Source organism: Staphylococcus equorum (assembly GCF_001747895.1).
In the GTDB taxonomy this organism is placed as follows: domain Bacteria; phylum Bacillota; class Bacilli; order Staphylococcales; family Staphylococcaceae; genus Staphylococcus; species Staphylococcus equorum_A.
In genome coordinates this window covers 1-14,745 of record NZ_LNNB01000036.1, presented here as the reverse complement: position 1 = coordinate 14,745, position 14,745 = coordinate 1, and the positions used below count along the sequence as shown (strand labels likewise).

Sequence of the window (14,745 nt, the reverse complement as noted above, 5' to 3'; positions counted from 1 at the left end):
AACACTTACTTATGACATTAATCTAATGAGTTCATGGCGGTCGATATCGCCAAAATAATGATAAATATCGTAGTTTGAAAATGCTTCTTCAATACTATCAAATTCGTGTAACGTACCTTCTAATGCATTTTCAAGTTCTGTAATATCACCTTCGCCAAAGAAATCTCCAAAAATTCTTGCATGCTCAATACGACCTTGTTTAACATCTAATTTAATTTGAACGAAGCCTTTTTCAAACTTCTCTTCTCTTTCAAAGTTATATTTTGGATTTCTACCATAATTCCAGTCCCAAGTACGATATTTCTCGTTACTCAATTTTTCAATATTTTTCCAATCTTCATCTGTAAGTTGATATGTTTCGACTTGATTTGCTTCTCCAAAAATAGTTTTTAAGATAATATCCTTAAAGTCATCAATATCAATAGGTTCTTCAAGAAATTCTGAAATATTTGCGACTCTACTACGTACAGATTTAATTCCTTTAGATTTAATTTTTGCAGGATTTACTTTTAATGCATTCTGAACTTCGCTCAATTCACTATTTAACATTAATGTACCATGGCTAAACATACGCTCTTTCACTTTTACCATAGCATTACCTGAAATTTTAGCTTTACCTACTTGAATATCATTTCTACCAGTCATTTCAGCATCAACACCCAACGATTTTAATGCTTCAACAATTGGTTCAGTGAATTTTTTAAAATTATGGAAACTGTTACCATCATCATCTGTTATGAAACTGAAGTTTAAATTACCTTCATCATGGTAAACAGCACCCCCACCTGAGATACGTCTCACAACATCAATATTATGTGCATCAATATATGGTTTGTTAACTTCTTCAATCGTATTTTGGTTTTTACCAATTATAATAGACGGTCTATTCACATAAAATAGAAAATAGCTGTCGTCTTTCGGCATATTTTTTAAAACATATTCTTCCATTGCTAAATTTAATGTTGGATCTGTAATATCATTATTATTAATAAACTTCATCTATTGCACTCCTTTTCCCTATAAATATACCCTTACCTTATTTATGCTATATTTGCTCTGAAAATGCCAATCATTTACTTTAAATATGATAAAAAGTTTCAAAATCGGTTTATATCACACAATTTAATGGTTATTTGTTTATTTGTCCTAATTTTTTTTGTATAATACTATCTAGTTAGCATTTCTAGGGAGGACTAAAAATGACTGTTGCAGAAGTTGGAAATATAGTAGAATTTTATGATGGTTTAAAAGGACGTGTAGAAAAAATTAATGATAATTCAGTAATTGTTGATTTAACAATTATGGAGAATTTCAATGATTTAGACTTGCCTGAAAAAACTGTTATTAATCATAAGCGATATACAATCGTTGAACAAGAAGGATAGTAAAAAATGCATAGAATTTCAAAGGCTTTAATCTGGTTTCTTTTAAGCTTTATTGTATTTCACATCATCCTCTTCATTATGTGGGGAGAAAAACAAGAGTATTGGTATTTATATACTGGCATCATGCTTATAGCTGGTATTAGTTATATCTTTTATCAAAGAGATATAGAATCTAAGAGATTACTTACTTCTCTAGGTGTTGGAATTATTACTGGTATCGTATTAATTATTATTCAGCTGATTATTGCAGCAATTTCTTCGGATATAAAATATCTTGAATTAATTAAAGAATTAACACGAACTGGCGTATATTTTAAATGGCAAATGTTAATAACATTAGTCTTTGTTATACCTTGTCATGAACTCTATATGAGAACAGTTTTACAAAAAGAATTGATTAAATTAAACATACCAAGTTGGCTTAGTATTATAATTACGGCGCTTTGTTCGGCTTCATTATTCTACTATCTAGATAATTTATGGATTGTTTTCTTCATCTTTATCGTACAAATTGCACTCTCAATAAGCTACTTTTATACGCGTAGAATTGCTACCACTGTAATAGCACAAATCGTTGCAGTAGTAATTCTATTAATATTCCATGCTTAACTTATTGTGGAGCTTTATACGTTCTATTAAAAATTAAAAACTGGAAGATGCTCATTAAAATAATGGTCATCTTCCAGTTTTTTTGTACTATATAAAATAAATATATTAGCAGAGTAAGCATTTTCAATAATTTCAACACTAAGCCATAAAAACGCTAGCCGAAGAATACAGGCTGAGACTGATACCTGCCTTATACAAGCACGTATGAAGTCGTATTTACATTACAATCTTTCAAACTATGTTATTACATTAAAGCTTTGTTTTTGATTTATCTTATACTGCTCATTTTTCAAATTTCTAGATATTAATTCTACCATTGTTATTTCGCCAGTTTCATGAATAACTGCATTTTCTAAATACTGTCTATAATTTCTATAACAATAATCTGTCATACTTACACGATACATATGATTCAGCCTAATGTTTTTTAAATTAACACGGTTAAACGGTGCAGCATTCATATCAATAGTGTAATCCACGCCTTGCCAAAACGTACATAATGTTTCATCAATAATTGTTAAACTGAGTTCACCTTGGCTAAATTCTATATGTGAATAACCATATTCTAGAATATCTTTAATCTGCTGTCCTTTTATAGTTAAATCGACTGGCACGTCAGGATGTGGATACGCTTTATATAATGCTTCATTGGTTACTGTTGCCTCTAAGCCCTCTTCTCCACTGGTAGGTAAATGTACACATGAAATATCATAATCAAACTCTGAGCGAATACCGTCGTGTAAAAGTTGTGTGAAAGGATGAGGTTTTGTAATAACATCTCCTAAACCATTTACTTGAGCAGAAACAGGTGTAACATTTAAAACTTCTTTCCCCCAATGTTCAACAGTTTTTCTATCATAAAATGTTAAGTTTAATAAATCCTCATCTTCCTTATACTCATTTAAATCAACGATTTGTGACTCCACATCGTCTAACTCATAAGAGGTAGTTCTTTGCTTAAAGTTAATTTTCACATGAACTAATTGTTCCGCATTTTGACCTGCTTGCACATACAAAGTTTGATCATCTCTACCAATAAAGGTTTGATGTTGATGACCAGTAATCAGTAAATCAATCACACCTAGCGATTGCATAATTTTTTCCGCTTCATTTACGTTTTGCTCGCGTTCATTTGCGGATTTATTAAGTTGGTTTATACCACCATGATATATGACTATGAGAAAATCCGGCATTTCAGTTTCATGAATAAAACGAATCCACCTTTTAGAAGCCACTAAAGTTTTATCAATTTGCAGCTCGTTCTCCATTTCAAAGTGTTCGCGGTTCATCAATCCGTCTGAAGTCAATCCAACAATAGCTATCTTGACCCCTTCTATCTCTTTTATCGTATATGGTGTAGAAAAATAAGGTTCTCGTGTACGCTTATATTCAATATTCGCCGATAGCCATGGAAACCTGGATAAAGAGACTGCTCTTGAAAAGAAGGATAAACCGAATTTAAATTCATTAGGACTGATACCACTTGCATCATATTGCATAGCATTCATCAGCTTTATCATAGGATGACGCTTATACGGCGCAACAACAGCATAATAAAATGCAGCCAATGAGCCTGCCAAACTACCGCCACTATCCAACAAAATCACATGTTCATTTTCTTTTCTTTTCGTTTTAACGTAAGTACCTGCTCTATATATATTAGAACCATGATCCCCGTTTAGAAAATGACTGTGCATATCTGAAGTTGTGATAACATCTATTGTAATTCTCTCGCTTTTTTTCATATGCCTCTCCCCTCATTTACCTAAGTTTAACATGTTTCTAAATACCCATGATAGCAAAAGGAAATATTACATTCTAAGAATTTTAATAATTAAAAACCCCTCTCTTGCACTATCGTTACAAGAAGGGGTTAACTTTATATTTAATCATCATATAATTATCAAAATGGGGTTTTAGCCAATTTGAATGCGTTCTTTCGGATAATGGTATTTGTCTGGCTCTCTACGGCCACCAATCATAATAATGAAACTGATAAGCCCTACACGACCAATAAACATCAGTATCATCAATACGACCTTACTCATCCCGCTTATATCATCAGTAACGCCTAACGATAGTCCACATGTTCCAAACGCTGACATCACCTCGAAAAATGCTTGTAGAAATGATAGTTTGCCATTTTCAACTACAAGTATCGTAATCGTACCTGCAAATGTAAGCATTCCTGCCATTGTAAAAACAGCAAATGAGCGTTGTACATCTGTCGTATGAATTTCACGATTAAATGCTTTAATCGAAGTTTTTTCATTATTATTGCTAAAGTTCAATAAGAATAAAATTAAGATTGCGAAAGTAGTCGTTCTGATACCACCGCCTACTGAACTTGGAGAAGAACCAATAAACATTAAGATACTCATAATTACATTCGTACCTTCTCCAAAATCACTTACATCAATAGTTTGTAAACCGGCACTTCTCGTTGTTGCAGATTGGAACAGTGCATAAAATAACGATTTATGCCATGTCATATTTTGAAAAGCATGATTATGTTCAAATAATAAAATAATTATAGCGCCAAATACAAACAATACTAAGTAAGTCATTGTTGTAATTTTTGCAAATAATGAAAATCTAAAATTAGGAATTCTATTTTTAATATATGCTTTAACTTCAATTAATACTGGAAAGCCTATAGATCCTAAAATGATTAAAAACATAACTATAGTTTGAACAAAATAGTCATTGGCATAAGGTATTAACGATTGTCCTGTAATGTCTAAACCGCCATTTGTCGTTGCAGATACTGCTACAAACATGCCCTGCATAATTGCATATTGCAAATCTGGATTATCTCTATAAAAATAAAATGCTAATAACGAGGCACCAACAAGTTCTATAATTAAAATTGTACGCACAATATCTAGAATCAGTTTAACTGTACCACTCATAGTATCTTTATTATTATCAAGCATAATAAGCTGACGTTCACGCATACCAATATGTTTTCCTAAAAACACCCATAGCATCGTACCTATGGCCATGACACCAATACCACCGATATTTAGAATAATCATAATTATGATTTGTCCAAATGTAGTATACGTCTCGACGATATTAACAGGTGATAAACCAGTCACACTCACGCCTGAAACTGCTACAAACAAGGAATCAATCGGGTCAACATTAACCCCAGATTTATGAACAAATGGTAAATTAAGCAATAAAAATGCTACGACAATTGCAACAATATAATACATCACTATCCCTTGTTGAGGGCTTGATTTTTTTAACAATTGATTGAAAATGGACAACGTTTATTCACCTCAACGCTACTTCAATTTAATCTTGATATCCTTAAGCTTACCGTCTCTGTATATTTTAGCTGGTAATGTATCCAAATCATCTTTATGATTAAAAATAATTTGTCTATATCTTAGATTATCTTCTAATTCTTTACCATCTAATTCTACTATGACATCATTTTTTTGCAACCCAGATTTTTCACCTGTTGAGTTTTCTTTAACATCACCAATTAATACGCCTGATTTCACATCTTCAGGTAGTTGTATTGATTGACGGGTTTCATCATCGATATCGGCAACATTCATGATACGAATACCTGTATTAGGATATTTGACTTCACCTTTAGCTTCAAGTTCTTTTGCTATTGATTCAGCTTGATTTACTGGAATTGCAAATGCAATACCTTCTACATTATCCATATCGATCTTCAATGATGCAATACCTATTAATTTACCATCTCTATTAATCACGCCGCCACCTGAGTTACCAGGGTTTACCGGCGCATCGATTTGAAATGCATCCATTAATACATCATATTGTTCATCTTTATCAATATCTACAGGTATATGACGGTTAAGACCTGAGACGATACCTTCTGAAACGCTACCTTTAAAATCAACACCTAATGGATTCCCTACAACGATAATAGGTTCCCCTAATACTAAAGTACTTGAATCACCCATTTTGATTGGTTTAACGTCGCTCCCAGACTTAACTTTGGCTTTAACTACTGCAATATCAGAGTATTTGTCTGTGCCAATGACTTTTCCTATTGAGTAGTCTCCATTGCCATATGTAATCTTCTGTTCTTTCTTGTCTCCTACTACATGCGCATTTGTCATGATAAAAATAGAGTCGCCTACTTTTTTGTAGACGACACCTGATCCTAGCTCATTTTCTTTACCTGCTTCTTGTGTCTCTTTCTCTGCAGAAGAACCTTTGTTGCTTGTATCATTCTCAACCGTTACTACTGATTTTGTAGCACTATTTGCGCTCTTCATCGTTGCTGTATATGACTTTTCTTTACCATTATTACTTTGGAAAATACTATCCTTATCATTACCGTTTTGATCAACATTAGTAAATATTGCGTTCATCAAAGTTAATAATACTATAACTGCAATAACAATAAGTACTTTCGGCCAATGCTCCTTAAAGAAATATTTAATTTTATCAACGCCACTTAATTGTCCATTTTGATTGGCGTGACTTGGTTCTTGTTGTTCAGTTGCATGCTTATTACGTTCTGTTGTTTGCTCTTTTTCCTGTTCTTTTGCATCTGGATCTGCATCTTCATCTTCAACGTATGCTTCAACTCTCGATTGTTGTGCTTCTTCTGAATAAAAATTATCTTCTTCATCAATTGTTGACGACTGATTGTTTGATAGTGTGCTTTGGTCAGTAACCACAGTATCATTTTCTTTATTGTCTCGACGATAATCCGTATCTTGCTCAGACTTACTTTGAGAATGATAATTAGCATTTTGCTTCTGTGTGTAGCTTGAAGACTGTTCGATATCTGATGTCTGTTTATCACTTGATGTATCTATATCTTCTTTAGAACCACTTTGTTTAGCCATCAATGCCTGTTGTTGCTGTATCTCTTCTTGTGTTAGCTTTTCGATACGTGCTTTTCTTAAATTTTCTTTCACACGCTCCTCATTATTTTTGGCTAATTTTTGCGCTTTTTCTTCACGCTGTTCTCTGGCCTCATGCTCTAAATGTACACGTTGTTCACGTTCTTCATTATGAAAAAACTCACGTCGTTTACGTCCATATTTTTCTTTAGGAATGACGTGTTTTTTATTTTGAGTCACCTTAATTCCCCCTAATCTTACATAAATCTTCACACTCTATTATGACATAACATAATAGATAATTCTTCTTTATTTTGTTTTATAAAAATAGATACATTCTGATTATAATCACTTTCTTACTAAATTTCTAACTTTAAATGATATTATCAAATATTTTGACATATCCTTGCTCAATTTTAGTAAACGACACTATTAAAATTCCAAGATAATACCTTATTGTCTCCACATATTGTTCCATAAAAAAACTGGAAAAACTCTATGAGCTTTTCCAGTTACATTAATATTTACTTTTGTTTTTCTTTTTTCTTATTATTTCTTAATGAAGTTAACCAACCAATAACTACTAATAATATCATGACAGTCCAGAAAATAGATTGCCATAACGTACTATGTGGGAAGTCTTCAGGTAAAACAGCGATTTTTTCATGTGCGAGCACCATAACCACCAATTTAATTCCTACCCAACCAACAATAGCAAAAGCAGCGCCTTCTAAACCTGGGTATTTGTTTAATAAATTTACAAACCATGTTGCAGCGAAACGCATAATTACAACGCCCAACATACCACCTAGGAACATAACAGCAAACTGACCTAAGTCCATGCCGCCGAAGTGGATGCCAACAGCAGGTAATGTCACTGCAATTGCTAGAGCTGCAAGCATTGAATCAATAGCAAATGCGATATCTGCGAATTCAACTTTTAATACAGTGCCCCAAAACGCTTTAGGACTTGCGTGAATCTCTCCACCATCTTCATCAAAGTGGTGATCATCTCCAGCTTCTTGTTCCTCCTTGTCTTTATTTTTAAAGAAGGATATTAAATTGCTAATGGACATGTATAGTAGGTATAGCGCACCAAGTGCTTGTATCCACCAAAGATTTGCGATAATACTGATTAAGAATAAAGAAATAAAACGGAATACTAATGCACCTAACAAACCATAAAACAAAGCTTTTTTACGTTGCTCAGGCGGTAAATGTTTAACCATAACTGCCATAACTACGGCATTATCTGCAGCCAATAGTCCTTCTAAAAATACTAGAACAACGAGCACCCATAAATAAGGTAAAATCATACTTGGATCCATATAGGACAACTCCTTAATTTTTTAAACATAAAAATAGAGACCTAAGCTAAGTTAGTGTATTGCCGCTATTTAATTTAGTTCACTTAGTTTTTTACACTAAAGAACAAATCGATCGCGTTATTCACTATTAGCAAAGGTCTCACTCGACAGTTTGTATCTGCCCATTTCACCGGAAGCAATTAAGCTTCGTAATGACGATAAAATGACTATGTTAAAAAGATATATAAAGTGTTTTCCTTAAGCATATAAATGCATGCTTCATATATCTTTTTAATAACAGTTGAGTTACTCCCCTCTGACTACAAAGTCATAGGTATTCTATTAATATCGTTATTATACACAAATTATAGTTTTATAACAAACCATATAATTTAATTTCTGGAAACTTCTCTTCAAACCATCTTGTTGCAAATTCATTATCAAATAAAAATACATAATTTTCATAAATATCTTTAACTAAAATTGAACGCGATGTGCTCATCTTATCTTTAACTTCTTCTTCATTTTCAATCCAACGTGCAATTTTCGGACCGACTGCCTCCATGACAACATCGACGTTGTATTCATTTTTCAAGCGATGTTCGAACACTTCAAATTGTAACTGCCCTACTGCTCCAATAAGAATTTGGTTTGTGTGTAGTGCTTTATAATATTGAATCGCACCTTCTTGAACTAATTGTTCAATACCTTTATGGAAGTGCTTTTGTTTCATAACGTTTTTAGCTGAAACTTTCATAAATAGTTCTGGTGTAAATTGTGGCAGTTCTTGGAAACTAAATTTTTGATTACCACCGACTAACGTGTCACCAATTTGGTAATTACCAGTATCATACAAACCAATGATATCTCCAGCTACCGCATGGTTTACTGTTTCTTTATCATCAGCCATAAATGATGTTGAACGTGTGATTTTTTGTTTTTTCTTCGTACGTTGTAATGTAACATCCATGCCACGTTCAAATGCACCACTCACTACACGCATAAAGGCAATACGGTCTCTATGTTTAGGGTCCATGTTCGCTTGGATTTTGAAAATAAATCCTGAAAAATCTAAATCATAAGGTTTTACTTCAACTTCCTCTTTTGTTTGACGACTATGCGGCATTGGTGCATGATCCACATAAGCGTTTAAGAAGTTTTGAACTCCAAAATTAGCTAATGCCGAACCGAAAAATACGGGCGTTAATTCACCATTTAATAATGCTTCATTATCAAAGTCTTCTCCCGCTTCTTCTACTAGCATCAATTCCTCAATAGCTTGAGAAAACGCGCTATCATTTTTCATCTTGTGATCTTCTTCTAATTCAAAATCATCATTTAAGTGCAGTGTATTTTCTTCATCTCTAAAAGGTTCAATTGTATGTGAGTCGCGATCAATAATACCAAAGAAATTTTGTCCCATTCCTATCGGCCAATTCATTGGATATGTTTCAATTTCTAAAGTAGATTCAATTTCATCTAATAATTCAAAAGGTTCTTTACCAACACGGTCAAGTTTATTAATAAAGGTAAAGATTGGAATACCTCTCATTTTACAAACTTTGAAAAGTTTTAGTGTTTGTGGCTCAATTCCTTTTGCACAGTCAATTACCATAACAGCACTATCTACTGCTAAAAGTGTTCTATATGTGTCTTCTGAAAAATCTTCGTGTCCTGGTGTATCTAAAATGTTGATTTTATAGTGATCATAATCAAACTGCATCACTGAACTTGTAACTGAAATACCACGTTCTTGCTCAACTTTCATCCAGTCACTTGTTGCAAACTTCCCACTTTTTTTACCTTTAACAGTTCCTGCTTCTCTAATCGCACCACCAAATAATAATAACTTTTCAGTTAATGTGGTTTTACCAGCATCAGGATGAGAAATAATTGCAAAGGTTTTTCTAGATTCTACTTCTTCCTTTATACTCATTTTTAATCTCCTTTAATCCTCAAGTATCAATCTGACAATGTCTGTACCAATCTTAGTTGCTGTAGACTCATCAAGTAACGTAAACAAGTGTATCACAAGTTCATCATTGATATCATCTTCATTTAATGTTGTATCTATTTCTAATGACCAATTTAATTCTGGGAGCGCAATTAAATAAATTTCCGCTTTCGTATCTTCATAAATATATAAATTTGAATGCACATCATTACAATTTATATTGCTAATCTTCAACGGGCCCACCACCAAATTTTTTATATGCCGCTTCTAAACCAATTAAATCATCTCTATGAGGTACTTTTACATGGCCAGGCATAATTTGATACGGTTCCCTACCTTTCGAAGCTAACACTACGGTATCTCCAGGCTCGGCTATATCAATCGCATGGCGTATTCCTTCTGCACGATCCTCAAATTCGATGTAATTATGATGTGTCGCACCTTGTGCCAGTGCTTGTGTTAACACTTTAGGATCATCGTTAGCTGGATTATCTGGTGTGAAAATCACATAATCTGCACGGCATGCAATGCGTCCCATTTCAGGCGCTTTGCCCATATCTCTTTCTCCTGCCAAACCACATAAGAAAATTAATTTTTGTGAAGTAAAGGGCTGAACCGCATCGATTAATTTATCCATACCATCTGCTGTATGTGCATAATCAATAATCAAATCAATTGGCAGCGCTGGGTCTAATACTTCAAGTCTGCCTTCCACTGGTTCTAAGCTTTCAACTGCTTTTACAATTTCACTTAACTTAACACCCTTACTCCAAACAGCAATCATTGCGGCCATAATATTAGAAACATTAAAGCGTCCAACATAAGGTGATTTCACATAAAAATCACCCTCTGGCGTTACGAAATTAAAAGTCACACCTTGTAATGATTCATTTATATCTTCAGCCATAAATTGTGCTTTATTGTTAATGCCGTAAGTAAACGCTTCAAATGGTGATACTGATGCAAGATATTCAGAAAATTCATCATCTTGATTTAACACAACAAATTTTTCTTGAGACAAATCTTGGCCAAGTTGACTAAATAATAGTGATTTTGCATGGCCATATGCTTCCATTGTACCGTGAAAATCCAAATGATCTTGTGTTAAATTTGAAAAAATTGCCACATCGAAGTTAACGCCACTTAAGCGCCCCAATGACAAACCATGGCTTGAAACTTCTAAAGTCATAGCCTCTGCTTTCTTTTCAACAGCTTCATTGATTTTTTTAGTTAAAGCTACAGTTTCTGGTGTAGTATTAGAGCCTTTTGATTTATCTTCATTAATCTGAAAACCATTTGTGCCTAAGTAAGCACTGCCTTTACCTAATTTTCTATAGATATGGTGTATCATTGTAGCGATTGATGTCTTGCCATTTGTTCCCGTGACACCATAAGTTACAAGTTGTTTGCTTGGATAATTAAATAACTGATTTGCTAATAGACTTGCTGCGCGTAAAGTATCAGGTACTATGATTTGTGTCACGTTACCGTCTAATTCTTGCACTTGACTTACAACGACGATTTCGCAGCCTTGGTTTACTACGTCTTGACAGAATTTGTGACTATCAACGGTATAACCTTTTGATGCTACAAAAACGCTGCCTTGTTGTGCAGTACGAGAATCAGTTGTGATATCTGTTACATCTCTCTCTAACGTACCGACAACCTGTTTTACTCTAATTTTTTCAAATAACAAATTTGCATCCAACATTTATCGCTCCTTTATTTCCAATACTTCTATTATACACATTTTTCTTTGATTTTATAGAATCTAATATCTAGATTTTAATAATTTCTTCCTATTATATGTGTGTTTTTATAATATGAAAATTACATGATTTTTTGAGTTTAAATTAGCTTTAAATTACTTTGTTAATTTTATGTAACCCGTTTGTTAATATTTTTTATATATTCGCTTAATTTTTGCTTTTCAAGCATACATTATATTAAGCGTGGTAATGTATTAATATACAATGACTTAATTTTCTGCATACACATTTCTGAATTCAGTATGAATCATTTCATATCAGTATGTAAAATGATATAATCTTTTGTAATTATGTTTTTTCTTTCGCATGTCAAGAAAATGCGTTAAACTTAGCATGAGCTAAATTTATACTATTGGAGGGTGGCTTAAATGGTTACTCAAAACAAAAAAATACTAATCCTTACTGGATCCTTTGGTAATGGTCATTTACAGGTTACTCAAAGTGTAGTGAACCAGTTTAACGAAATGAATCTAGACAATTTAACAGTTATTGAACATGATTTGTTTTTAGAAGCTCACCCAATACTGACTTCTATATGTAAAAAGTGGTACATTAACAGTTTTAAATATTTCAGAAATATGTACAAAGCATTTTACTATAGTCGTCCCGACCAATTAGACAAATGTTTCTATAAATACTATGGACTTAATAAATTAATAAATTTACTGTTAAAGGAAAAGCCTGATTTAATCTTGCTTACTTTCCCGACACCAGTAATGTCTGTTCTGACAGAACAATTTGACATGAACATTCCAATTGCAACTGTAATGACAGATTATAGAATGCAAAAGAATTGGATAACTCCCCATTCTCAAAGATATTATCTAGCTACTGAAGATTTAAAAGAGGAGTTTGCTAGCATAGGTATTCCTAAATCGCATTTAAAAGTTACTGGAATCCCTATTGCAGATAAATTTGAAGAGGATATTGATAAAACTTCATGGCTTCGTCAAAATCACTTAAACCCTGACAAACCAACGATACTTATGTCTGCAGGTGCCTTCGGTGTATCAAAAGGCTTTGATCAAATGATACAAGAAATATTAAATCGAAGTCCACACTCTCAAGTCGTAATGATTTGTGGCAAAAATAAAGAATTGAAACGTACGTTATCTGCGCAATTTAAAAATTACGACAACGTACTCATCGTAGGTTACACTAAGCATATGAATGAATGGATGGCTTCAAGCCAATTAATGATTACTAAACCAGGGGGCATCACAATATCCGAAGCCTTGACACGTCAGACTCCAATGATTTTCTTGAATCCTGCTCCAGGTCAAGAATTAGAGAATGCAAATTACTTTGAAGAAAAAGGATTTGGTTTGATTGCTGACACACCTGAAGAAGCAATACAGCAAGTTGCAACATTAACAAATACACCATCAAAAATAGCAGAAATGACTCAGTCTATGAATGAATCTCGAATTCCATATTCAACTTACAAGTTGTGTAATGACTTGTTAAATTTACTAGATCATTCATCTCGCTATGAAGAAGTTTACGGAAAGGTTCCTTTATATGCAAAGCTCTTCGTTAAATAAAGATAATTATCATTCAAATAAAAACTTTATAATCTTGTTAGTAATTTTGTTCTTAATGGAATTTGCCCGAGGTATGTATATATTAAGTTACTTAGCATTACTTCCAACAGCAACCTCAATTGCGGTAGGTGTCACATCTATCGCTATTTCTGCTCATTTTATAGCTGATGCAACAACCAACTTCGTGATTGGTTTTTTACTTAAACGATTAGGCACAAAACTCGTACTCACATTAGGTTTTCTACTTGCATTCGGTAGCTTATTCTTAGTCATTTGGTTCCCGACTTCTCCGATTGTTCTAATTATCAGTGCAGTACTACTTGGTATAGCAGTTAGTCCTATTTGGGTTATTATGCTTGCAAGTGTTGATGAAAAAAATCGTGGCAAACAAATGGGTTATGTTTATTTTTCATGGCTCCTCGGTTTACTTGTCGGCATGGTTGGCATGAACCTTATCTTCAAGTTCCACCCGACGAAATTTGCGTTTATGATGTCATTGGTTGTACTTATTGCTTGGATTTTGTATTACTTCGTGAAGATAAGACTGACGAATTATAATACGCGACCAGTCAAGCAACAATTAGGCCAAATCGTAGATGTTTCAAAACGTCATTTAATTTTATTCCCAGGTATTTTGTTACAAGGTGCTTCAATCACGGCATTAGTACCTATCCTACCTACATATGCAACGAAAGTTGTCGGAGTATCTACTGTAGAATATACTATGGCGCTTGTCTTTGGGGGTATTGGTTGTGCGATCTCGATGCTCTTCTTATCAAAAATCATTGATAGACATGGCACATTATTTATGTACAGCGTCATTTTTGGTGGTTTTCTACTATATACGATAATGATATTTGCTTTATCACTGATTACAGATATTACACTTGTATGGATATTGGCAATCTTTATTGGTCTGATGTATGGTATATTACTACCTGCATGGAACACATTTATGGCAAGCCATATACATATAGATGAGCAAGAAGAAACTTGGGGTGTATTTAACAGCGTACAAGGTTTTGGTTCAATGATTGGTCCACTTGTCGGTGGTTTAATCACTCAATTCACAGCTTCTGTAAATAATACATTTTATTTCTCAGCATTATTATTCTTATTCTTAGCTATATTCTATGGTTTATATTTTATTAAAAAAAGAAAATATCATCTAAACTCATAATATTTTCAATGAGATTAGAGCCACAAAATAAGGAGCTTGGACATAAATATCCTATTCTCAAATTAAAGCAGCAATCCATTAGTTTCTAATGGATTGCTGCTTTTCTATGTTAAAATCTTCCGATTTTGAAAGTGCATGCTTGCCTGGGGTATG

General features: G+C 33.3%; 12 protein-coding genes. 4 read left to right on the top strand and 8 right to left on the bottom strand.

The window, feature by feature from the left end; all coding sequences use genetic code 11:
* Positions 1–9: 9 nt before the first annotated feature.
* Positions 10–999, bottom strand: a complete 990-nt coding sequence (locus tag AST02_RS13515; protein WP_069818211.1) for a lipoate--protein ligase — start codon at positions 997–999, stop codon at positions 10–12.
* Between the two features lie 200 nt (positions 1,000–1,199).
* Here AST02_RS13515 and AST02_RS13510 point away from each other — a divergent pair, with 200 nt between their 5' ends.
* The gene (locus AST02_RS13510) at positions 1,200–1,385 is read left to right on the top strand and encodes a YkvS family protein (protein WP_002508073.1); all 186 of its coding nucleotides are present in this window, start codon (positions 1,200–1,202) and stop codon (positions 1,383–1,385) included.
* A 6-nt stretch (positions 1,386–1,391) separates the two neighbouring features.
* Complete coding sequence (locus AST02_RS13505) at positions 1,392–1,994, top strand: CPBP family glutamic-type intramembrane protease (protein WP_065337672.1); 603 nt, start codon at positions 1,392–1,394, stop codon at positions 1,992–1,994.
* 236 nt (positions 1,995–2,230) lie between these two features.
* Here AST02_RS13505 and AST02_RS13500 read toward each other — a convergent pair whose 3' ends face one another.
* The 7 genes from AST02_RS13500 to AST02_RS13470 form a co-directional block, all read right to left on the bottom strand.
* Positions 2,231–3,739 (bottom strand): bifunctional metallophosphatase/5'-nucleotidase, encoded by a 1,509-nt coding sequence (locus AST02_RS13500; RefSeq protein WP_069818210.1) that lies wholly within the window; start codon positions 3,737–3,739, stop codon positions 2,231–2,233.
* A 171-nt stretch (positions 3,740–3,910) separates the two neighbouring features.
* Positions 3,911–5,269: a TrkH family potassium uptake protein gene (locus AST02_RS13495; protein ID WP_069818209.1), complete on the bottom strand. Its 1,359-nt coding sequence runs from the start codon at positions 5,267–5,269 to the stop codon at positions 3,911–3,913.
* An 18-nt stretch (positions 5,270–5,287) separates the two neighbouring features.
* Positions 5,288–7,078, bottom strand: coding sequence for a S1C family serine protease (locus AST02_RS13490; RefSeq protein WP_069818208.1), 1,791 nt, complete (start codon positions 7,076–7,078; stop codon positions 5,288–5,290).
* A 284-nt stretch (positions 7,079–7,362) separates the two neighbouring features.
* Positions 7,363–8,166: a TerC family protein gene (locus tag AST02_RS13485; protein ID WP_069818207.1), complete on the bottom strand. Its 804-nt coding sequence runs from the start codon at positions 8,164–8,166 to the stop codon at positions 7,363–7,365.
* A 352-nt stretch (positions 8,167–8,518) separates the two neighbouring features.
* Positions 8,519–10,081 (bottom strand): peptide chain release factor 3, encoded by a 1,563-nt coding sequence (locus AST02_RS13480; protein WP_069818206.1) that lies wholly within the window; start codon positions 10,079–10,081, stop codon positions 8,519–8,521.
* Between the two features lie 12 nt (positions 10,082–10,093).
* The gene (locus AST02_RS13475; RefSeq protein WP_277575860.1) at positions 10,094–10,342 is read right to left on the bottom strand and encodes a YueH family protein; all 249 of its coding nucleotides are present in this window, start codon (positions 10,340–10,342) and stop codon (positions 10,094–10,096) included.
* On the bottom strand, positions 10,323–11,807 hold the full coding sequence (locus tag AST02_RS13470; protein WP_069818234.1) for a UDP-N-acetylmuramoyl-L-alanyl-D-glutamate--L-lysine ligase: 1,485 nt from the start codon (positions 11,805–11,807) through the stop codon (positions 10,323–10,325). The genes AST02_RS13475 and AST02_RS13470 overlap by 20 nt, the downstream gene beginning before the upstream one ends.
* A 429-nt stretch (positions 11,808–12,236) precedes the next feature.
* On the opposite strand from AST02_RS13470, the gene AST02_RS13465 reads away from it, so the two are divergent.
* Both AST02_RS13465 and ltaA read left to right on the top strand, forming a co-directional pair.
* Positions 12,237–13,412 (top strand): diglucosyl diacylglycerol synthase, encoded by a 1,176-nt coding sequence (locus AST02_RS13465; RefSeq protein ID WP_069818204.1) that lies wholly within the window; start codon positions 12,237–12,239, stop codon positions 13,410–13,412.
* Entirely contained in the window at positions 13,390–14,592 is a 1,203-nt protein-coding gene (gene ltaA, locus AST02_RS13460) for a lipoteichoic acid biosynthesis MFS flippase LtaA (protein WP_069818203.1), read from the top strand. Before AST02_RS13465 ends, ltaA begins: the two co-directional genes overlap by 23 nt.
* Positions 14,593–14,745: the final 153 nt, after the last annotated feature.